Origin of the sequence: Streptomyces sp. NPDC091287, assembly GCF_044768525.1 — a bacterium.
In the GTDB taxonomy this organism is placed as follows: Bacteria; Actinomycetota; Actinomycetes; order Streptomycetales; family Streptomycetaceae; genus Streptomyces.
Genome location: NZ_JBIVUV010000029.1, coordinates 1 through 20,723 on the forward strand (window position 1 = coordinate 1; position 20,723 = coordinate 20,723).

Annotated in this window: 18 protein-coding genes and 5 tRNA genes; 14 read left to right on the forward strand and 9 right to left on the reverse strand. The window is 72.6% G+C overall.

From position 1 onward, the window contains the following. Nucleotides 1-154: 154 nt before the first annotated feature. Nucleotides 155-826, reverse strand: coding sequence for a 1-acyl-sn-glycerol-3-phosphate acyltransferase (locus ACIQRW_RS35530; protein ID WP_050359578.1), 672 nt, complete (start codon nucleotides 824-826; stop codon nucleotides 155-157). Between the two features lie 263 nt (nucleotides 827-1,089). Here ACIQRW_RS35530 and ACIQRW_RS35535 point away from each other — a divergent pair, with 263 nt between their 5' ends. The 3 genes from ACIQRW_RS35535 (at nucleotide 1,090) to ACIQRW_RS35545 (ending at nucleotide 3,476) form a co-directional block, all read left to right on the forward strand. After that, the gene (locus ACIQRW_RS35535; protein ID WP_403768727.1) at nucleotides 1,090-2,247 is read left to right on the forward strand and encodes a glycerophosphodiester phosphodiesterase; all 1,158 of its coding nucleotides are present in this window, start codon (nucleotides 1,090-1,092) and stop codon (nucleotides 2,245-2,247) included. Between the two features lie 135 nt (nucleotides 2,248-2,382). After that, on the forward strand, nucleotides 2,383-2,955 hold the full coding sequence (locus ACIQRW_RS35540; RefSeq protein ID WP_403768730.1) for a sigma-70 family RNA polymerase sigma factor: 573 nt from the start codon (nucleotides 2,383-2,385) through the stop codon (nucleotides 2,953-2,955). 17 nt (nucleotides 2,956-2,972) lie between these two features. Beyond that, nucleotides 2,973-3,476 carry a GNAT family N-acetyltransferase gene (locus ACIQRW_RS35545; protein WP_403768733.1) on the forward strand — a complete coding sequence of 168 codons (504 nt, stop codon included), beginning with the start codon at nucleotides 2,973-2,975 and terminating at the stop codon, nucleotides 3,474-3,476. A gap of 36 nt (nucleotides 3,477-3,512) precedes the next feature. On the opposite strand, the gene ACIQRW_RS35550 is transcribed toward ACIQRW_RS35545, so the two are convergent. Continuing rightward, complete coding sequence (locus ACIQRW_RS35550) at nucleotides 3,513-3,953, reverse strand: hypothetical protein (protein ID WP_403768736.1); 441 nt, start codon at nucleotides 3,951-3,953, stop codon at nucleotides 3,513-3,515. Nucleotide 3,954: 1 nt separating this feature from the next. Further along, entirely contained in the window at nucleotides 3,955-4,314 is a 360-nt protein-coding gene (locus ACIQRW_RS35555) for a hypothetical protein (RefSeq protein ID WP_003970287.1), read from the reverse strand. 599 nt (nucleotides 4,315-4,913) lie between these two features. Here ACIQRW_RS35555 and ACIQRW_RS35560 point away from each other — a divergent pair. The 8 genes from ACIQRW_RS35560 to ACIQRW_RS35595 all read left to right on the forward strand — a co-directional run bounded on the left by ACIQRW_RS35560 (nucleotide 4,914) and on the right by ACIQRW_RS35595 (nucleotide 16,250). Continuing rightward, entirely contained in the window at nucleotides 4,914-5,990 is a 1,077-nt protein-coding gene (locus tag ACIQRW_RS35560) for a methionine ABC transporter ATP-binding protein (RefSeq protein WP_403768738.1), read from the forward strand. Continuing rightward, a complete protein-coding gene (locus tag ACIQRW_RS35565; RefSeq protein WP_403768740.1) occupies nucleotides 5,987-6,658 on the forward strand; it encodes a methionine ABC transporter permease in 672 nt (223 codons plus the stop codon). The genes ACIQRW_RS35560 and ACIQRW_RS35565 overlap by 4 nt, the downstream gene beginning before the upstream one ends. An 81-nt stretch (nucleotides 6,659-6,739) precedes the next feature. Then, complete coding sequence (locus ACIQRW_RS35570; protein ID WP_403768743.1) at nucleotides 6,740-7,606, forward strand: MetQ/NlpA family ABC transporter substrate-binding protein; 867 nt, start codon at nucleotides 6,740-6,742, stop codon at nucleotides 7,604-7,606. A gap of 102 nt (nucleotides 7,607-7,708) precedes the next feature. After that, entirely contained in the window at nucleotides 7,709-8,395 is a 687-nt protein-coding gene (locus ACIQRW_RS35575) for a GNAT family N-acetyltransferase (protein WP_403768746.1), read from the forward strand. Between the two features lie 109 nt (nucleotides 8,396-8,504). After that, the gene (gene cbiE, locus ACIQRW_RS35580; RefSeq protein ID WP_403768749.1) at nucleotides 8,505-9,743 is read left to right on the forward strand and encodes a precorrin-6y C5,15-methyltransferase (decarboxylating) subunit CbiE; all 1,239 of its coding nucleotides are present in this window, start codon (nucleotides 8,505-8,507) and stop codon (nucleotides 9,741-9,743) included. A 333-nt stretch (nucleotides 9,744-10,076) separates the two neighbouring features. Then, a complete protein-coding gene (cobT, locus tag ACIQRW_RS35585) occupies nucleotides 10,077-13,757 on the forward strand; it encodes a nicotinate-nucleotide--dimethylbenzimidazole phosphoribosyltransferase (RefSeq protein ID WP_403768752.1) in 3,681 nt (1,226 codons plus the stop codon). A gap of 294 nt (nucleotides 13,758-14,051) precedes the next feature. Then, on the forward strand, nucleotides 14,052-15,362 hold the full coding sequence (cobA, locus tag ACIQRW_RS35590; protein WP_403768754.1) for a uroporphyrinogen-III C-methyltransferase: 1,311 nt from the start codon (nucleotides 14,052-14,054) through the stop codon (nucleotides 15,360-15,362). A gap of 69 nt (nucleotides 15,363-15,431) precedes the next feature. Continuing rightward, nucleotides 15,432-16,250, forward strand: a complete 819-nt coding sequence (locus tag ACIQRW_RS35595; protein WP_403768757.1) for a TrmH family RNA methyltransferase — start codon at nucleotides 15,432-15,434, stop codon at nucleotides 16,248-16,250. Between the two features lie 28 nt (nucleotides 16,251-16,278). On the opposite strand, the gene ACIQRW_RS35600 is transcribed toward ACIQRW_RS35595, so the two are convergent. Then, nucleotides 16,279-17,619: a protein kinase gene (locus ACIQRW_RS35600; RefSeq protein ID WP_403768760.1), complete on the reverse strand. Its 1,341-nt coding sequence runs from the start codon at nucleotides 17,617-17,619 to the stop codon at nucleotides 16,279-16,281. Between the two features lie 617 nt (nucleotides 17,620-18,236). Between ACIQRW_RS35600 and ACIQRW_RS35605 the strand changes: the two genes are divergently transcribed. The 3 genes from ACIQRW_RS35605 (at nucleotide 18,237) to ACIQRW_RS35615 (ending at nucleotide 20,134) form a co-directional block, all read left to right on the forward strand. After that, a complete protein-coding gene (locus tag ACIQRW_RS35605) occupies nucleotides 18,237-18,443 on the forward strand; it encodes a hypothetical protein (protein ID WP_018959421.1) in 207 nt (68 codons plus the stop codon). A 336-nt stretch (nucleotides 18,444-18,779) separates the two neighbouring features. Beyond that, nucleotides 18,780-19,760, forward strand: a complete 981-nt coding sequence (locus tag ACIQRW_RS35610; RefSeq protein ID WP_403768763.1) for a phosphotransferase family protein — start codon at nucleotides 18,780-18,782, stop codon at nucleotides 19,758-19,760. A gap of 65 nt (nucleotides 19,761-19,825) precedes the next feature. Further along, nucleotides 19,826-20,134 (forward strand): zf-TFIIB domain-containing protein, encoded by a 309-nt coding sequence (locus ACIQRW_RS35615; protein ID WP_403768766.1) that lies wholly within the window; start codon nucleotides 19,826-19,828, stop codon nucleotides 20,132-20,134. Nucleotides 20,135-20,255: 121 nt separating this feature from the next. Here the strand turns inward: ACIQRW_RS35615 and ACIQRW_RS35620 are convergent. The 5 genes from ACIQRW_RS35620 to ACIQRW_RS35640 all read right to left on the reverse strand — a co-directional run bounded on the left by ACIQRW_RS35620 (nucleotide 20,256) and on the right by ACIQRW_RS35640 (nucleotide 20,719). Further along, nucleotides 20,256-20,330: transfer RNA gene (locus ACIQRW_RS35620), tRNA-Val, on the reverse strand. A gap of 23 nt (nucleotides 20,331-20,353) precedes the next feature. Next, nucleotides 20,354-20,425: transfer RNA gene (locus ACIQRW_RS35625), tRNA-Val, on the reverse strand. A 36-nt stretch (nucleotides 20,426-20,461) separates the two neighbouring features. Beyond that, nucleotides 20,462-20,533: transfer RNA gene (locus ACIQRW_RS35630), tRNA-Val, on the reverse strand. A gap of 1 nt (nucleotide 20,534) precedes the next feature. Continuing rightward, a tRNA-Cys gene (locus ACIQRW_RS35635) sits at nucleotides 20,535-20,608 on the reverse strand. Between the two features lie 38 nt (nucleotides 20,609-20,646). After that, nucleotides 20,647-20,719: transfer RNA gene (locus ACIQRW_RS35640), tRNA-Gly, on the reverse strand. Between the last annotated feature and the right edge of the window lie 4 nt (nucleotides 20,720-20,723).

Consider the following 20,723-nt stretch of genomic DNA (forward strand, 5'->3'; position numbering starts at 1 on the left):
GCTTCACAGGCCCCTGCGCGGTCCGCACCTCACGGATCCCGAAGTCCATCGCACCCCTTGAGCTGGGGTGTTGCAACGACCACTAGAACCTAAGGGGGGTGCGGGCCCTTCGCCGTAGCCACCGGGCGAGGCAGGCGGCCTCCCGTCGTACGGGTCAGGCGGCCTTCGCCTTCGTCGCGTACATGTCCACGTACTCCTGGCCGGACAGCCGCATCACCTCGGCCATCACCGAGTCGGTCACCGCCCGCAGCACATAGCGGTCGCGGTCCATGCCCTCGTAGCGCGAGAACTCCATCGGCTCACCGAAGCGCACCGTGACCTTGCCCGGCCGGGGCAGACCCGCGCCGCCCGGCTGGAGCTTGTCGGTCCCGATCATCGCGAACGGGATCACCGGAGCGCCCGTCATCAGCGTCAGCCGCGCGATGCCCGTACGGCCCCGGTAGAGCCGGCCGTCGGGGGAGCGGGTGCCCTCCGGGTAGATCGCGAAGGCCTGCCCCTCCTCCAGCACCCGGCGTCCCGTCATCAGCGCCGCGACCCCGCCCCGGCCGCCGTCCCGGTCCACCGGGATCATGCCGCAGCCGGTGAAGAACCAGGCCATCAGCTTGCCCTTCAGGCCCTTGCCCGTGACGTACTCGTCCTTGCCGATGTAGAACACCGGCCGGTCGCAGCAGATCGGCATGATCATCGAGTCGATGAACGTGAGGTGATTGCCCGCGAGGATCACCGGCCCGGTCCCGGGAATGTTCTCGACGCCTTCCACCTGTGGGCGGAACATCAGGCGCAGAATCGGTCCGAGCACTGCCTTGATGACCGTGAGACGGGACAACGGTTCCTCCGGTGTCGTGGCCTGGCCGGCCGCGATGGAATGGGTCGTACGGGCGGTGGCCGGTGCCGACGGGTGATGGTCGGTGCAGGTGAGGACGATACTCGCGGGTATGCGCTGATCGCACATCGGGTTCACGAAGCGGATACGCAGTGTTGACGTGTGTTTCCGCCATGTTGGCCGACGGTCCGCCCTCTCGTACACCTCCCAGCCTACGATCGGGCCTCGCTCGACCGGTCCCGGACATCACCAAGCGAGGAGCATTCATGACGGAGCGTGCGCGGAAGACCCCCGGCCGACGGACCCTTCTGGGCGCCGCGGTCCTCGGTACCGCGGCCCTGGGCCTGCCCGCCACCGCCCAGGCTGCCGAGCGGGGCCGCGGCCACGGCGGCGGCCACGGATCGCTGCGCGATCTGCCCGTGCCGACGGTGATCGGCCACCGCGGGGCCAGCGGCTACCGCCCCGAGCACACCCTCGGCTCCTACCAGCTGGCCCTCGACATGGGTGCGCACATCATCGAGCAGGACCTCGTGCCGACCAAGGACGGCCACCTCGTCTGCCGCCACGAGAACGACATCACCGCCACCACCGACGTCGCCGACCACCCCGAGTTCGCCGGCCGCAGGACCACCAAGAGCATCGACGGCCTCTCCCTGACCGGCTGGTTCACCGAGGACTTCACCCTCGCCGAGCTGAAGACCCTGCGGGCCAAGGAGCGCATCCCGGGCAACCGCCCGGACAACACCCTCTACGACGGCCGCTGGACGGTCCCCACCTTCGAGGAGGTGCTGCGCTGGGCGGAGAAGGAGGGCCGCAAGCGCTCCAAGCCGGTCTGGCTGTACGTGGAGACCAAGCACCCCACCTACTTCCGCAAGCTGGGCCTCGGCCTGGAGGAGCCGCTCGCCCGGCTGCTGCGCCGGTACGGCCGGGACCGCCAGAACTCCGCGCTCATCCTCCAGTCCTTCGAGCCCGGCTCGGTCCAGCGCCTCGCGCGCCTCGTCGACACTCCGCGCATCGTCCTGCTCTCCGGCCCGAAGGAGCGCCCCTGGGACTTCGTCGAGTCGGGCGACCCGCGTACCGTCGCCGACCTGGTGAAGCCCGCCGGGCTGGCGTGGATGGCCTCCTTCGCCCAGGGCATCGGACCCACCCTCGATCTCGTCATCCCCAAGGACGCCTCGGGACGGCTCACCACCCCGACCACGCTGGTGCGGGACGCGCACGCCAAGGGCCTGCGGCTGCACCCGTACACGCTGCGCAACGAGAACAGCTTCCTGCCCGCCGACTTCCGGCGCGGCACCGACCCCAACGCCTACGGTGACGTGTTCGGCGCCTGCGCCGCCTACCTCGCCACCGGCATCGACGGCATCTTCGCCGACCATCCGGACACGGCGCTGCTCGCGGCGGCGGACCACGCCGGGCGCTGACCCGGTACGGAGGCGGGCGCGGCGCACCACTCGTACCCGGGGTGCGCCGTCAGCCGCCCGCCCCGGCATACCCCGGTCGGGTGGTGGAGCGCCGCCCGGGGCAACCGGCGGCCGTCACGGCACGTCCGCCGGGGCATGACGCTTCTCGATCATGACCCCGGCCCGGCCGCTTCCACCGCCCTCGTCGTCCGTGCCTTACAACCCCTGGTGCGCGCGGAGGCGAGGGCCGAGGCCCCGGCCGCCGGGCTCGACCCCGCCGACCTCGAACAGAGCGTCTGGGTGCGGCTGCTGGAGCGCCCGGCCGCCGCCGGACCACCCGCCGACGCGGCCCGCTGGGTGCGCGACACCGTACGGGGCGAGGCCCGCCGCGGACGCCGCGCGGCCCGGCGGGAACGCCCGTACGCCGGAACGGAACCCGCCGCCGGACCGGCCGACTGCCCGGAACGTGCCGCCCTCGGGGCCGCCGAACGCCGGGCGTTGCGCTCCGCGCTGGCCCGGCTGCCCGGCCGCTGCCCCCGGCTGCTGGAGGCGATGCTCGCCCCCAGCGACCCGACCTACCGGGAAATCGCAGGGGAGTTGGGTATGTCACAGGGGAGCTTGGGCCCGATCCGTTCCCGTTGCCTTGGATGTCTGCGCAGAATGCTGGCTGCGGAGGTTGTCGCTCCTTCCGTGCGGGAAAGGAGCGGTAGGCAACCGGCGAACAGGTGAGCGGGAGGCGTGCACACATGGGCATGAGCGTGACCATCTCGGCGGCGACGGCACAGGACGTCGAGCAGATCTTCAGACTTCAGTACCTCTGCTTCCAGCGCGAGGCGGAGCTGTACGACAACTACCGGATCGACCCGCTCGTCCAGACCCTCGAATCCCTGCGCACCGAAGTCGCCGACGACCTGGTGTTCGTGGCCCGGCTCGGGGACGAGGTCGTCGGCTCGGTCCGAGGGGTCACCGACCCGGACGGCACGGGCCTCATCGGCAAGCTCTGCGTCCACCCCCGGCTCCAGGGCCACGGCCTCGGGGCCAGACTGCTGCTCGCCGCCGAGTCGGCCCTCTCCGCCGAGCGGGCCGCGACCCGCTTCCGGCTGCACAGCGGACACCGCAGCGAGGGCAATCTGCGGCTCTACCGGCGGGCCGGATACGCCCAGGTCGGGGACGTCACCGGAGCCGACGGCGTCCGGATGGTCCTGCTGGAGAAGGACGCGGCCGACCGGGACTACGTGGCCAGCGCCTGACCGTGCGCCGCGCGCGGCGGGGCCGGAACGGCGTCGCTACACCGCGACCGTCTTCGCGCGGCGCAGCCAGATCATCCCGGTGACCGGCAGGATCACCGGGATGAAGAGGTAACCCATCCCGAAGTCCGACCACACCGTCGAGTCCGGGAAGGCGGCCGGCTCGACCAGCGTCCACGCGCCGACGACCAGCACACCGAGCAGCTCCGCGGCACAGCACACCAGCGCCGCCCGGCGGGCCTTCTCACCGCCGCGCACCAGCGAGTACGTGATGAAGCCGTACACCAGGGCCGCGACGGCCGAGAGCGCGTACGCCAGCGGCGCCCGGTCGAAGCCCCTGACCATCTCGACGATCGTCCGCGAGGCCGCCGCGACCGTGAACACCCCGTAGAACCAGACCAGGACCCGGCCGGGACCGGTGCCCAGCTCGAAGGACGGCTTCGGGGCCGCGGCCACCTCGGGACGGTCGGTGTCGCTCACGTCAGTTTCCCCAGATGTCATAGAGCCGGACCTCCAGAACCGCCAGCACGACCGCGCCCGCCGCGACCGTGACCGAACCCCAGCGGGTCCGTTCGGTCAACGACAGGAATCCGGCCGCGGGCACGGCGGCGAACGAACCGATCAGATAGGCGATGAACACCGCCATTCCCTGTTCCGGCCGCTCCCCGCGCGCCAGCTGCACGACGCCCACGACCAACTGGGCCAGCGCCAGCACGGAGACGACCGCCATCCCGATGAAATGCCAGTCCTTCGTCGGCTGGTCCCGATAGGCGGCATGTCCGCACCAGGCGGCGAGGGCGAGCGCGGTCACGGCGACCGCGACCGTCAGGGCGTCAAGCATGAGTCGAGGGTATTACGGACGGAACGCCCGCCCGCGTGCGGCCCCGGCCACCACTCGGGCGGCCACCGCACCGGGGCCCACATCGTGGCCTTGGCCACAACCGGCGGCCAAGGTTCCGCTCACCGGCCACCCGCTCAGCCCTGAACCCGCCCGTGCGATCACCCTGTCATCGCAGGTCACAGCCGTGTGCCGCGCACGTCCCGAGGTAACCGGAAGGCCAGGATCCGACCATCCAGCACTGTCCGCTATGCGGACAACCGGGATCGCGGAGACCTCACGTCTGTTTTACTTGGCCCATGACCACGACGAGCAGCCGCACCCTTGCGACCGAGGCGATCAGCACGCCCGGTGCTCGTTGTATGTGTCGAATGCGCGCCTTCTGAGGGCCCCCGCCTGAGCCTCGCGCCCCGAAGCGAGACCGAGCCTGCGCCGTCCGCACCCTGCGGAACGAGCGCGCCCGCGCATGCGCTGCCCACCGGCCGACCGCCGCGTACAGCCATGCCGAGACACCCGGCCGACCAGCCCGAAAAGTCTCTTCAGACGAATGCCCCGTGCCCGGCGGACACCGCGCCGCGCACTCGACAGTGACGGAAACCCCTGTGATCACCACGACGGGCCTCACGAAGGTCTACCAGTCGCGCGACCGTGAGGTCACCGCACTCGACGGCGTCGACCTGCACGTCCGCGAAGGCGAGGTGTACGGCGTCATCGGACAGAGCGGCGCCGGCAAATCCTCCCTGATCCGCTGCGTCAACCTCCTGGAACGCCCCACCTCCGGCACCGTGACGGTGGCCGGCCAGGACCTCACCGCCCTCGCCGGCCGCGGCCGACGGGCGAGCGCCGAGCTGCGCCGGGCCCGCACCCGCATCGGCATGGTCTTCCAGCACTTCAACCTGCTGGACTCCCGCACCGTGCTGGACAACGTGGAGCTGCCGCTGGAGATCCTCAACTTCTCCGGCCAGGAGCGCACCCGCAAGGCCAGGGAACTCCTCGACCTGGTCGGCCTCGCCGACAAGGCGAAGGCCTACCCCGGTCAGCTCTCCGGCGGTCAGAAGCAGCGTGTGGGCATCGCCCGCGCCCTGGCGGGCGACCCTCAGGTGCTGCTCTCGGACGAGGCGACCTCCGCGCTCGACCCCGAGACCACCCGCTCCATCCTCCAGCTGCTGCGCGACCTCAACCAGCAGCTCGGCCTGACCGTCCTGCTCATCACCCACGAGATGGACGTCGTCAAGACCATCTGCGACTCCGCGGCGCTCATGCAGCGCGGCCGGATCGTCGAGTCCGGGACCGTCGCGGAACTCCTCGCCACCCCCGGCTCCGAACTGGCCCACGAGCTGTTCCCGGTCGGCGGGACCGCCTCCGGCCCCGACCGCACGGTCGTCGACGTCACCTTCCAGGGGGAATCGGCCTCCCAGCCGGTCATCTCCCAGCTCTCCCGTACGTACAACATCGACATCTCGATCCTCGGCGCCGCGATGGACACCGTCGGAGGCAAGCAGATCGGCCGGATGCGCATCGAGCTGCCCGGCCGCTTCGAGGAGAACGTCGTTCCCATCGGCTTCCTGCGCGAGCAGGGCCTCCAGGCCGAGGTCGTCGAGGACGAGACCGGCCCGGAGGCCGCCACCGTCGTACCGGAGCAGACGTCCGCCGCGCTCACCAAGGAGGTCGTCAAGTGACCTGGTCCGAAATGCAGCCCCTGCTGACCCAGGGCACCGTCGACACCCTCTACATGGTGCTGTGGTCCGCGCTGATCACCGTCGTGGGCGGACTGCCGCTCGGCGTTCTGCTGGTCCTCACCGACAAGGGCGGACTGCTGCGGAACACCCTGGTGAACAAGGTCATCGGCGTGATCGTGAACATCGGCCGCTCCCTGCCGTTCATCATCCTGCTGATCGCCCTGATCCCCTTCACCACCTGGGTCGTCGGCACCTTCATCGGTCCCACCGCGATGATCGTGCCGCTCGCCGTCGGAGCCATCCCGTTCTTCGCCCGGCTCGTCGAGACGGCGATCCGCGAGGTCGACCACGGACTCGTCGAGGCAGTGCAGTCGATGGGCGGCTCCATCCCCACGATCGTCCGCAAGGTGCTCCTCCCACAGGCCCTGCCCTCGCTCGTCTCGGGTGTCACCACCACCCTCATCGTGCTCATCGGCTACTCCGCGATGGCCGGTGCGGTCGGCGGCGAAGGCCTCGGCTCCCAGGCCATCACCAACGGATTCCAGCGCTTCGACAACCGGTTCATGCTGGTCACCGTCGCGCTGCTGGTCGTCATCGTCACGGTGATCCAGCTGATCGGCGACATCGCCGTCCGGCTGCTGGCCCGCCGCGGCCGCACCGCCTCCTGAGGCCCGCCCCCCAGAACTTTCCGTCCCACCGAGCCCGAACTCCTTGTCCGGGCGCACCACCACAAGAAAGAGGCACTTTTCGTGCGCAAGAACATCAAGATCACCGCAGCCGTCGCTTCCGCCGCCGCCCTCGCCCTGGGCCTGAGCGCCTGCGGTACGGCCTCCGACCCGGCCGCCAAGAGCGAGACCGGCGCGAACGCCGACACCTCCAAGGCCCTGGTCGTCGCCGCGTCCCCGACGCCGCACGCCGACATCCTGAACTTCGTCAAGAAGAACCTGGCGAAGAAGGCGGGCCTCAACCTGGAGGTCAAGGAGTTCACGGACTACGTCCTGCCGAACACCGCCACCCAGAGCGGCCAGGTCGACGCCAACTTCTTCCAGCACAAGCCCTACCTGGACGACTTCAACGCGAAGCAGAAGACCACCATCGTGCCCGTGGTCAACGTCCACCTGGAGCCGCTGGGCCTCTACTCCAAGACGGTCAAGGACCTCAAGGACATCAAGGCCGGCCAGACCATCGCCGTCCCCAACGACACCACCAACGGCGGCCGCGCCCTCCAGCTGCTCGCCGAGAACGGCCTGATCACCCTCAAGGACGGCGTCGGCACCAGCGCCAAGCTGAGCGACATCACCGACAAGAAGGGCCTGGAGTTCAAGGAGCTGGAGGCCGCCACCGTGCCCCGCGCCCTGGGCGACGTGGACGCCGCCGTCATCAACGGCAACTACGCCATCGAGGCCGACCTGAAGCCCGGCAAGGACTCCCTCGCCCTGGAGAAGGCCGAGGGCAACCCGTACGCCAACTTCCTGGCGGTCAAGGACGGCAACGAGAAGGACCCGCGCGTCGAGAAGCTCGCGAAGCTCCTCAACTCCGACGAGGTCAAGAAGTTCATCGAGGACACCTACGAGGGCGCGATCGTCCCGGCCTTCGGCACCCCCGCCAAGTCCTGACGTCCACCCGGCACTTGCCGGCGGAGCCCCGCACCTTCCGCCCGGAAGGTGCGGGGCTCCGCCGTGCGGCCCCGCCCATGCACACCACGCACCCGATGCTGCATGCTGTGCTTTTACCCGGTCTTCGGCATGGAGCTGCGCATGACTACCACCTTTCCGTCCATCTCCATCAGCACGGACAGGTTGGTGATGCGCCCCTTCGAGATGGCCGACATCCCCGCGTACATCGAGATGATGAACGACGAGGCTGTCGTCGCGTGGATGGACGGGCCGAACCCGTACACCCAGGTCGACGCCGAACGGTGGGTCCGCAGAATCGCTCCCGCGGAGCGCACCGCGGGCCACGGCATCGCCCTCGCCGTCACCGAGTTCCTCACCCAGCGGCTCGTCGGCAGCGTCCGCCTCCTCAACACCGACTGGCGTACCCGCTCCACCGAGGTCCGCTACATCACCGCCCCCTGGGCCCGCGGCGAGGGGTACGCCACCGAATCCGTGCTCGCCATAGCCCAGTGGCTCTTCCGCGACCAGGGCTTCGAACGCATCGAGCTGCGCACCCCCGCCGACAACACCGCCTCCCAGCAGGTCGCCCAGAAGCTCGGCTGCATCAGCGAGGGCGTCCTGCGCAACGCCCGCATCGCCCGCACCCGGACCGAGAACGGCACCGACGGCGGCTGGACCGACATCCGCACCGACCTGATCGTCTGGGGGCTTCTCCCGGAAGATCTCGAAGGGGTCGCGGAACAGCTCGCCGACGCCGGCGACTACGGCACGTACAACAACTGGAAGTAGAGCCCGAGGCCCCCCGGAAGAGCGAGGTCCGGACCAGGTACTCTCACCCCTGCCCGGCACCGCACGGGCAACGCCCCGCCCCCTCCGACACCTCAGGAGACAGACGACGATGGCCGACCGGGTCACGGTGATCGGCTGGGACGGCTCGCCACTGACCAGAGCGGCCACGGCCGCGCTCTCGGCCGCCACGCTCGTCGCCGGCGCCGCCCACCACCTCGCCCTGCCGGAAGTGCCCCCGCACGCCGAACGCGTCCGCCTCGGCAGCGTCGACCTCGCCGCCCGCAGGATCGCGGGACACCGCGGCAGCGCCGTGGTCCTCGCCGACGGCGACCCCGGCTTCTTCGGCGTCGTCCGCACCCTGCGCGCCCGCGAACACGGACTGGAGGTCGAGGTCGTCCCGGCCGTCTCCTCCGTGGCCACCGCCTTCGCCCGGGCCGGCATGCCCTGGGACGACGCCCAGGTCGTCGTCGCCCACCCCCGCACCCTGCGCCGCGCGGTCAACGTCTGCCGGGCCCACCACAAGGTCGCCGTCCTCACCTCACCGGGTGCCGGACCCGCCGAACTGGCCCTGCTCCTCGACGGCGTCCACCGCACCTTCGTGATCTGCGAGGAACTCGGCACCGCCCGCGAGCGCGTCACCGTCCTCACCTCCGACAAGGCGGCCGACCACGCCTGGCGCGACCCCAACGTCGTCATCGTCATCGGCGGCGGCCCCGAGACCACCGCCGCCGGCGCCTGGATCGCCGGCCGCCCGCCCGCCTACCCCCAGGGGATACGGGGCTGGGCCCTGCCCGCCGAGGCCTACCGGGCCGCCGGGGCCGAGCGCATGCAGGAGTCCGGCGAGGGCGAGTTCCCCGGTCTGCGCGCCGCCCAACTGGCCCGCCTCGGCCCCCGCACCGGCGACCTGGTCTGGGACATCGGCTCCGGCAGCGGCGCCCTCGCCGTCGAGGCGGCCCGCTTCGGCGCGGCGGTCCTGGCCGTGGACGACGACCCCGCCGCCTGCGCCCGCACCGAGGCCGCCGCCCGCGCCTTCGGCGTCCCCGTCCAAATCGTCCGCGGCCGCGCCCCGCACGTCCTGGAACGGCTGCCCGAACCGGACGTCGTACGGATCGGCGGCGGGGGAGTCCCGGTGGCCACCGCGGTCGCGGACCGCCGCCCCGAACGCATCGTGACCCACGCCTCGACCCGCGACGAGGCCGAGGCCCTCGGCGGGGCGCTCACCGGCAACGGCTACACGGTCGAATGCGCGCTGCTCCAGTCCGTCGACCTGGACACCACCGCCTGGACCGAGCGCGAAAGGTCGGTCGTGTTCCTGCTGTCCGGACGCCGTTCGGACCTCGCCCCCTGACCCGCTCGGCCCGGTGCGGAAGGTAGGCTGGCGGATTGTTGTACCGCACCCGGCCGTTCGTCGCTTCGTTCGTCAATGTCCGGAAAAGTGGACCGTTTTGGTCCGCACTGTGGTACGGCACAACCCGGGGGACGCGCAACGTGGCGCAGTCCACAGTGAGCCGTGGCAGAACAGCCTGTCGCGGCGGCGAACGGCCGCGAGAATAGGAAGCCCCGCGGGCGTTTCGTGCCGCGCGGCGAGCCCGCTCGTTCTTGTTGACGAGCACCGGCGTGCCGTGGTTCGGCGTCCCGGGCGAAGGGCCGAAGGAGCACTGACGATGGGCGAGGGGTACGCATGACTGACACCGGCCAGATCCCGGGCGAGGGACTGCCGGAGAACGCAGGCATGGTGGAGCAGCCGGGCATCCCCGCCCCGGACGCGTACACCTTCCTCGACCCCTCCGAGCACACTCCCGAGGACGACGACCTTCTGCTGATGCCTACCTCCCAGGGCGCCTGGAGCGACCCGCAGGCCGCCCCGGCCCCCGCGCAGGGCCAGCCCGCCGCGCAGACCGCGGTGGCGCAGCCCGCCGCTCCCGAGCACGGTGCGCCCCAGACCCAGACCCAGGCCCAGCAGCAGCTCCCCGCGCAGCAGGGCCAGGCCGTCGCCGCCCCCGCCGAGGCGCACAGCACCCATGAGTCCGGTGGCCGCGACTCCGGCTCCGTGGACCTCAACGGCGTACGCAACCCCGCGCCCGCACCGGTCGGCGCGCACGCGGCCGCCGCCCCCGCCCGCCGCCCGCTGCACCGGGGCCCCACCTCCGCCGAGGCCCCGACGTACGGCGGAACACAGGGCGGCGTCGTGCGCTCGCTGGCCGACCGGGGCCCCGCCGGAGCCACCCGGACCGCCGCCCCCGCCCGCCACGCCGGCCCGCCGACGACCGGCCCCGAGTACTTCGACGTCCCGGCCGAGGACCCCTCGACCCTGCCCGGCCCGCAGCTGGGCGAGATCCCGCCGCAGGCCGGCGCCCCGTGGGGGGCGCAGCCGCAGCCGGAGCCGGAGCAGGTCATTGCGGAGCCGGCGCCGGCCGATACGGCTCAGCAGCCGGAGCAGGTTCAGGTTGTCGAGGCCGAGCAGCCGGTGGTCGAGCAGCCGGTGGTCGAGCCCGTAGTGGTCGAGCAGGCACCGGTGGTTGAACAGGTCGAGGCCGTGGTCGAGGCCGAGGAGCCGGTTCAGGAGGTCCCGCCGGTCGAGGCGGTACAGCCGGCCGAGCCGGTGGCCGTGCCCGTGCCCGTTCCGGCGGCGGTTTCGGTGGCCCCGGTCGAGCAGCCGGAGCAGCCCGCTGCCGCTGCCCAGCCCGAGCAGGCCCCGCAGGCCGTCCCGGCAGAAACGGTCGTTCCCGCACCGGCCGCCGTGGAGATGCCCCCCGCCGGCCCCGTCGTCGTCCCGGAGCCCGAGGCGGCCCCGCCGGAGGCTCCGGCAGAGGCACCCGCTCAGGCTCCGGCCGACGAGGTGGCCGCATCCGGGCCGCCGGAGCCGGTGGCGGCGCAGCACGTTGCCGCCACGGCCCCGGAGCCCGAGGCCCAGGCCGTCCCGGTGGAGGCCGCAGCCCCCGAACCCCAGGCCCCGGCACAGGAAGAGCCTGTCGTCGAGCCGGTTGTACAGCCCGAGGCCGTGGTGCCCGAGCAGGAGCGGCCCGTCGAGCCGGCCCCTGAGCCGGCCCCGGCGGCAGCAGTGGCCGAGAGCCCGGAAGCCGTCGCTGCTCCGGAAGCCGTTGTGGCCCCGGAAGCGGTTACGCCGGAGTCGGCGGCCGAGCCGCTCGCCCCCGAGCCCGTGCAGCCCATCGCTGCGGAGCCGGTGGAGCCCGTGGCACCGCTGGAGCCCGTCGCACCGGTGGAGCCCGTCGCACCGGTGGAGCCCGTGGCACCGGTGGAGTCGGCCGAGCCCGCGACGGAGGAAGCGGAGGGAGTTGAGGGAACGGAGGCGCAGGAGCCGACGGCCCAGCAACTCCCCGTAACGGAGCAGGAAGCCACCCCGGCCCCCGCCCCCGAGCCCGGCGGCGCAACGGCGGCAGCAGCGGCCGAGTTGGCCGTGCCCGAAGCCGAGGACACCGGCCCCGAGGTCATCGAGACACCGGAGCTCCCGGAGCCGCCGGCGCCCGACCACCAGGCACCCGCCGCCGACCAGCAGGCAGAGGCTGAAGCACCGCGGCACACCGGGGCACCGCAGCAGCCGGAGGCGGCACAGCAGCTCGAAGGGCCCGCCGAAGCTGTGGAACTCGCCGGACAGGCCGAGCCGTTCACCCCGCCCGCCCCCGGTTACGACGACGCCGAACGGGAAGCGGTCCTGCGGGTCATGCGTGAGCGCCGGGACATCCGCAACGGCTTCCGCAGCGACCCGATTCCGCACGAGGTCCTGCTCCGGGTGCTGGAGGCGGCGCACACCGCGCCGAGCGTCGGCCACTCGCAGCCGTGGGACTTCGTCGTCATCCGCTCCGCGGAGACCCGCCGCTCCATGCACGAACTGGCCCAGAGCCAGCGCGAGGCCTACGCCGAGTCGCTGCCCAAGGGCCGGGCGAAGCAGTTCAGGGAAATGAAGATCGAGGCGATCCTCGACACCCCGGTCAACATCGTCGTGACCGCCGACCCCACCCGCGGCGGCCGTCACACCCTCGGCCGGCACACCCAGCCCCAGATGGCGCCGTACTCCTCGGCCCTCGCCGTCGAGAACCTGTGGCTCGCCGCGCGTGCCGAGGGCCTCGGTGTCGGCTGGGTCAGCTTCTTCGACGAGCGGGAGATGGTCCGCGCGCTCGGCCTCCCCGAGCACCTGGAGGTCGTGGCCTACCTGTGCGTCGGTTACGTCGACGAATTCCCCGAGGAGCCCGAGCTGATGCAGGCGGGCTGGTCCAAGCGCCGCCCGCTGTCCTGGGTCGTCCACGAGGAGACCTACGGCCGTCGCGCGCTGCCCGGCGCCGAGCCGCACGACCTGCTCCAGGAGACGATCTCCGCGATCCGCCCGCTGGACGCGAAGGCGCTCGGCGAGGCGTGGGAACGCCAGAAGCGGATGACGAAGCCCGCCGGCGCGCTCGGCATGCTGGAGATCATCTCCGCACAGCTGTCCGGGCTCTCCCGGATGTGCCCGCCGCCGATCCCGGAGCCCGCGGCCGTCGCGATCTTCGCCGGCGACCATGGGGTGCACGCCCAGGGCGTCACCGCCTGGCCGCAGGAGGTCACCGCTCAGATGGTGGCGAACTTCCTGGGCGGCGGAGCCGTGTGCAACGCCTTCGCGGCCCAGGTCGGCGCCGAGGTCTGTGTCGTGGACGTGGGCGTGGCCACGGACCTGCCGGCGACCCCGGGGCTGCTGCCCCGCAAGGTACGCGCGGGAACAGCGGACTTCACGACGGGTCCCGCACTCTCCCGGGAAGAGGTCCTCGCGGCGATCGAGGTGGGCATCGAGACCGCCCGGGACCTGGTGGCGGCAGGCAACAAGGCTCTGCTCACCGGCGAGATGGGCATCGCCAACACCACCGCGTCGGCGGCCCTGATCTGCGTGTACACGGGGATCGACGCCTCCGAGGTGACCGGCCGGGGGACCGGCATCAACGACGAGATGCACGCCCGCAAGGTCGACGTCGTCCGCCGCGCCCTCGACCTGCACCAGCCGGACCCGGCCGATCCGATCGGTGTACTCGCGGCGGTCGGCGGCCTGGAGCACGCGGCGATGGCTGGCTTCCTCCTCGGCGGAGCCTCCCTGCGTACGCCGGTGATCCTGGACGGCGTGAGCGCGGGCGCGGCGGCTCTGGTGGCCCGCGCCATCGCCCCCGAGGCACTGGCGGCCTGCATCGCCGGGCACCGCAGCGCGGAGCCCGGCCACGTAGCCGCGCTCAACAAGCTGGGGCTGCGCCCGCTGGTCGACCTCGACCTGCGACTGGGCGAGGGAACCGGCGCGCTGCTGGCGCTCCCGATCGTGCAGAGCGCGGCGCGCGCGATGCACGAAGTGGCGACGTTCGACTCGGCGGGCGTGACGGAGAAGTAACAAGGGGCGGGGGCGGGGGCCACAACTCCCGCCCTCGACTTCTCAGCCCCTCCGGCGTTTGAGGAGCGGGGCCCGGGGCCGGAGCCCCGAATCCAGCCCGTCCGGCGCTTGAGGACAGGAGGGGCCCGGGGCGGAGCCCCGGTTTCGGGAAGGGGCGGGGAGGGGACAGGCCCGCCGCAGGCGCCCCCCACCCCGTATCGTGTTCCCGACCCAGACTCAGCTTTCCGCACGTCACAGCCGCTTCACCGCCGCAGCGGCCCCTACGCAGCACCCGCACGAGGAGCCCGTACCGCCATGGCCGAGCACGCAGACCACGCCGACAGCGCCGACCGCGCAGGCCGCGCCGACCACCCCGCGTACCCCGTCGGACTGCGCCTGCACGGCCGCCGCGTCGTCATCGTCGGCGGCGGCCAGGTCGCACAGCGCAGGCTGCCGCAGCTCATCGCCACCGGGGCCGACATCACCCTGGTCTCCCCGTCCGCGACGCCCTCCGTCGAGGCCATGGCGGACGCCGGGGAGATCCGCTGGGAGCGCCGCCGCTACCAGGACGGCGACCTCGCCGACACCTGGTACGCCCTGATCGCCTCCTCCGACACCACGGCCAACGACGCCGCCTCCGGCGAGGCCGAGCGCACCCGCACCTGGTGCGTCCGGGCCGACGACGCCGAGGCCGCCACCGCCTGGACCCCGGCCACCGGCCGCAGCGAGAACGTGACCGTCGCCGTCCTCACCACCACCTCCCAGGGCCGTGACCCCCGGCACTCCGCCGCCATCCGCGACGCCATCGTCGAGGGCCTGCGCGACGGCACCCTCGCCGCCCCGCACCACCGCACCCGCGCCCCCGGCGTCGCGCTCGTCGGCGGCGGCCCCGGCGACCCGGACCTGATCACGGTGCGCGGCCGCCGCCTCCTCGCCGAGGCCGACGTGGTCATCGCCGACCGCCTCGGCCCCCGCGACCTGCTCGACGAACTCCCGCCGCACGTCGAGGTGATCGACGCCGCGAAGATCCCGTACGGGCGGTTCATGGCCCAGGAGGCGATCAACCAGGCGCTCATCGACCACGCCAAGGCGGGCAAGTCCGTGGTCCGGCTCAAGGGCGGCGACCCGTTCGTCTTCGGCCGCGGCATGGAAGAGGCCCAGGCGCTGGCCGCCGAGGGCATCCCCTGCACGGTCGTGCCCGGGATCTCCAGCACCATCTCCGTCCCCGGGGCGGCCGGCATCCCGGTCACCCACCGGGGCGTCGCCCATGAGTTCACCGTGGTCAGCGGCCATGTCGCCCCCGAGGACCCGCGCTCGCTGGTCGACTGGGAGGCCATCGCCCGGCTGCGCGGCACCCTCGTCCTGCTGATGGCCGTCGACAAGATCGGCGCCATCGCCGCCGCCCTCATCGCCCACGGCAAGGACCCGGCCACCCCGGTCGCCCTCGTCCAGGAGGGCACCACCGCCGCTCAGCGCCGGGTCGACGCGACCCTCGCGGACGTCGGCGAGCGCGCGGTCGCCGAGGATGTGCGCCCGCCCGCCGTGATCGTCATCGGCGAGGTCGTCGCGGTCGGCCCGCACTCCGCACCGGGGACCAGCCAGGACCGGCCGGGCGACCAGACGTGAAGTAACCCGCGGTTACCTATCTCCATCCCAGGCGTTGGCACCACACACCGGACAAGGCAGTATCACCCTGTGGCAGAACTCATCACCGTCGACGACCCCGACGACCCGCGGCTGAGCGACTACATCGGCCTGACCGACGTCGAGCTGCGACGACGACGCGAACCCGCCGAAGGCCTCTTCATCGCCGAGGGTGAGAAGGTGATCCGCCGCGCCCGGCAGACCGGGTACGAGATGCGGTCGATGCTGCTCTCGGCCAAGTGGGTCGACGTCATGCGCGACGTCATCGACGAGGTCCCGGCCCCGGTGTACGCCGTCGCCCCCGAACTGGCCGAACGCGTCACCGGCTACCACGTCCACCGCGGTGCGCTCGCCTCCATGCAGCGTAAACCGCTGCCCGCATCCGACGAACTGCTCGCCACCGCGCGCCGGGTGGTGATCATGGAATCGGTGAACGACCACACCAACATCGGCGCCATCTTCCGCAGTGCGGCTGCCCTGGGCATGGACGCGGTCCTGCTCTCCCCTGACTGCGCCGACCCGCTCTACCGGCGCTCCGTCAAGGTCTCCATGGGCGCGGTCTTCTCCGTCCCCTACGCCCGGCTCGAAGCCTGGCCCAAGGCGCTGGACGGGGTACGGGAGGCCGGCTTCCGGCTCCTCGCCCTCACCCCGGACGCCAAGGCCACCAGCATCGACGAGGCGGCCCCGCACCGACTGGACCGGGTGGCGCTGATGCTCGGCGCGGAGGGCGACGGGCTGTCCACGCAGGCCCTGATGGCCGCCGACGAATGGGTCCGCATCCCGATGGCGCACGGTGTCGACTCACTGAACGTGGGCGCGGCGGCGGCCGTCGCCTTCTACGCGGTGGCCACGGGACGCCCGGAGAGCTGAGCACGGCCGGTCCCGGCCGGTCCCGGCGTCAGGACGACCGCGGCTCCTGCACGGACTGCGCCTGTGGCGGCGTCTGCGGCGCCCGATACTGCTGCTCGGTCACGTTCCCGGTCCCGGTCCCGTCGCCCAGCCCGCGTGCCGGCCCCTGGCAGCCCTGCGCCGCCGCGATGCCCAGCGCCACCAGCAGCGTCACCACGACGAACACCACCAGCCGCTGGCGCAGCAGCCGCGGATTGGCCGGACGCCGCCCCGCCGAGGTCGTGCGCCCCCCGGAGCGAGTCCCGGGCCGGCCGTTCGTCCCGGCCGGGGACCCCTGCCGCTTCCCGGAACGCGTCGTGTCACGCGAAGCCTGCTGCGGGCGCGAGCCACCGGTGCGCGGCGGCCCCGAACGCCCGGGCGCGCCACGCCTGCCCGGCTGGGGGCGGGAGGCGGACGGGCCCTCCGAGCGGCGGGTGTGCTGATCGGCGTACGGGTCGGCCATCCGGCCGGTCGGCCGGTCGGCCTCCTGGGCCGAGCGCTGGACGGGCGGCCGGCTCTCGTGCAGCCCCTGCGCCTCGCGCGCCGCGATCTCCTTGAGCCGCATGGACAGTTGCAGCGTGCTGGGCCGCTCCTCCGGGTCCTTCGCCAGACAGGCGCTGATCAGCGGGGCCAACGCGTCGTGCACCCCGTGGAGCTGCGCCTCCTCGTGCACGACGCGGTACAGCATCACCTCGGAACTGCCGTGCCCGAAGGGGGAGTCGGCCATCGCCGCGTACGCCAGTGTCGCGCCGAGCGAGAAGACGTCCGTCGCGGGCGTCACGGCCGCGCCCCGGACCTGCTCGGGCGCGAGGAACCCGGGCGACCCCACCGCCGTACCGACATGGGTGAGCGTGCTCGCCCCGGTCGCCCAGGCGATGCCGAAGTCGATGATGCGGGGGCCCTTGGGGGAGAGGAGGATGTTCGACGGCTTCAGGTCGCGGTGGACCACCCCCGCCTCGTGCACCGCCACCAGACCCTCGGAGAGCGCGGCCCCGATCGAGGCGACCTCGGCGGCGGCCAGCGGCCCCTCCTCCGCGACCTTGTCGTGCAGCGAGGGTCCGGGCACGTACTGCGTCGCGAACCACGGGCGGTCCGCCTCCAGATCGGCGGCGACCAACCGGGCCGTGCAGCCGCCGCGGATCCGCCGGGCCGCCGACACCTCGCGCGCGAACCGCGAACGGAACTCCTGATCCTCCGCCAGGTCGGGCCGGATCACCTTGAGCGCCACCCGCTGGCCGCGCCGGTCGGAGCCGAGGTAGACGACGCCCATGCCGCCCGCGCCGAGCCGCCGGTGCAGCCGGAACGAGCCGACGAGACGCGGGTCCTCGCGCCGGAGCCGCATCATCGCCATCGTCTGCCCATCCCCGCTGCCTGGTCCGCCTGACGAGGCACAGCTTACGTACCCCGCGCCCGGCGCGCTCAGAGGCCGCGCCCTCGCGGGGGATTCGATTGTCCGTGCCGGGCGGGAGAGGTGAAGAGGGGTCAGGGCGCGGCGGATCGGGGTCCCTCGGCCGACCGCTCCGCCCAAAGGGCCGCCGGGCAAGGGGGATTGGATCACCGCGGGAATCCGGGGGCGCGACCGTCACGGCGGCCGTGACCATCGTCCGGGCCTACGGGGTGGTGGTGTCCCGGAGGGTGCCCGGCGCCGGGGCGGCAGCCCGCCGGGGTGGTGGGCGTGAGTGAAGTCACCCGGCGCGCACGCCCTCGGGGCCGGTCGACGGGTACCGGAAGCGCGCCGGACGGGCCCGGGCGACCCCTCCGGGATGACCCCAACCTCCGGTGGTCCGTCTCCACCCAGGGGAGTACGCCGATCGACGACGGCTCATCCTCCGGGAGGCCCGGGATTAGGTACGCGGGCATGACGCCCTGTGCTCACCGGTTACCTAATGTTGAGGTCAAGCGGCGGGCGCAGCACTCGTCCCCCGAGGTCACACGCCCGCCGCTCCCCATCAGGTCAGGAGAGGAACCATGTCGGACACGGCAACGCGGACCATGGTCCGTACGCAGGGACGCAGGGCGTACGCCGCGTTCGGCACCCGTTCGTCCGGCACCCGCCACCCCTTGGTGGCGACGGCGATGGTCCTTCCCCTGGCGGCCCTGCTCGCGGTCGTCTTCGGCGGCTGGGAAGCGGTGGTCACACAGGCGTCGTCCGTGGCGGTGATGCTGGGGCGCTGAGCGGCGCCCGGGGTCCGGAAGAGCGGTCCGGACCCACACATCCGGCCAACAGCCCCGTGGGGACGGGGGTGCGGCGGACGGCAGCGTTTGTCCGGTCAGCTGGGGAGCTGACCGGGCATCGCGCTGTCCGGGCCCGTGCGTTTCCCCGCCGGGTCGACGCACACCGCGCCGACCGCCCCGCGACCTGCCCTGGGGTTCCAGCCCCGGAGGGATGTGTCTCCCGGAGTTCCGGCCCGGGCAGAGGCTTCCGGACAGATCGGTCCCCGGGCGGGCTCTCGCGTTACGCTCACGGCGGGACCGGTGCCACGGCCGGGCCGACCGCCGCCGGGGGAGCCGTTGACCACCACCCAGACCTCAGTCGTCCAGGACCTGGGCACCCTCGCGCACCGCCTCTCCCACCCCGCCAGGGCGCGTTGCGTGTGCGAGCCGCCGCAGGTGCTCGCGGACCGGCCCGACGGCACGGTGGTCCGCAGCGGCGCGATCGTCGCGAAGGCCCACGCGGCCGACACCGACCGCGAGGCGCTGGCGGCCCGGATCGCCCTGGCCGCCGCCCCGCAGCTCACCGGGATCCTGCTCCCGCCGCTCACCGCCCCGGGGTACCCGGAGCCCTCCGGGCACCCCACTCCCGCCCCGCGTCCGGTCACCCTCTGGCCGCTCGGCGCGCCCGTCGACCCCACCGACCCGGAAGCGGCCCCCTGGGCCGAGGCCGCGGTGCTGCTCGCCCGCCTCCACCGGACGGAGCCACCGTTCCGTCTCCCGCCGATGCGTGGACCGGCCAAGGCCGCGCGGGCCGTCGCCAGGATGTCCGCCGCCCTTCCCGGCGACCCGGCCGTCCTGCCCGTGCTGGCCGGCTGGCGGACCCTGCCGGCCTGGGCCCGGGGTGAGGCCCCGGCACCAGCCCGGAGGGCCGGCTTCCTGTGCCACGGGGACCTGCACCTCGGCCAGCTCGTACGCCATCCCGCTCCGGACGGGCCCTGGCTGCTCATCGACGTGGACGACGCGGGGGCGGGCGATCCGGCCTGGGACCTCGGCCGGCCCGCCGCCTGGTACGCCGCCGGACTCCTGGCCCCCGAGGACTGGTCCGCCTTCCTGGCCGCCTACCGGTCCGCCGGGGGACCCGCGGTGCCCGCCGAGGGGGACCCCTGGCCCGAACTGGACGTCCCGGCCCGCGCGCTGACGGTGCAGACGGCGGCGCTCGCCCTGACCAAGTGCGCCGTGGAGCAACGGGATCCGGACGAGCTCGAACAGCTGATGATCGAATCCTGTGCCCGAATCGCTACGTTGCCGCCCGAGTTGGCCGCCGACCACGCGTCGTAGGGTGAACGGACCGCCGCCGGGCAGACATTCCGGCGACGGCACAACGAGGGCGAGGAGCCGAGCCGATGATGCAGTGTCCGAAGTGTCACGCGCAGATGAACACGTACAACCGCAACGGCGTCCAGATCGAGCAGTGCAGCGGTTGCCGGGGGATATTCCTCGACTACGGCGAGCTGGAGTCGCTCACCCGCCTGGAGTCCCAGTGGTCCCAGCAGGCCCCGCCCGCGCCCCCCGCCCCGCAGGCCTACCCGGCCGCGCCCGCCGCCCACGCCCCCGCCTGGGGTGCGCCGCAGCACGGCGGGCACGGCGGGCACGGTGGCCACTACGGCCAGCGCCGCCAGAAGGGCTTCGGCCGGATGCTGTTCTCGTCCTGATCGTTCCGATCGTCCCTCTGTGCCCCGGCGGCCACCGTGCCACCGGGGCACAGAGGGGACGGAGAGGACGGACCGTACGACGAAAGAACCCCCGGTCGTGGAGACGACCGGGGGTTCTCGGTGGTGCGCGATACTGGGATTGAACCAGTGACCTCTTCCGTGTCAGGGAAGCGCTCTCCCGCTGAGCTAATCGCGCAGGGCGAACCTGCGTGTACTGCGTGCGCGATACTGGGATTGAACCAGTGACCTCTTCCGTGTCAGGGAAGCGCTCTCCCGCTGAGCTAATCGCGCGGGGATCCTTGCGGACCGATGATCCTTGCGGACCAGTGGACGATACTGGGATTGAACCAGTGACCTCTTCCGTGTCAGGGAAGCGCTCTCCCGCTGAGCTAATCGTCCTTGGAGGTGGAGACGGGATTTGAACCCGTGTAGACGGCTTTGCAGGCCGTTGCCTCGCCTCTCGGCCACTCCACCAGGGATGGGGGCTCGGGAAGGATCCCCCACCTTCTGCGAGCGGACGACCAGGTTCGAACTGGCGACCTCAACCTTGGCAAGGTTGCGCTCTACCAACTGAGCTACGTCCGCTTGT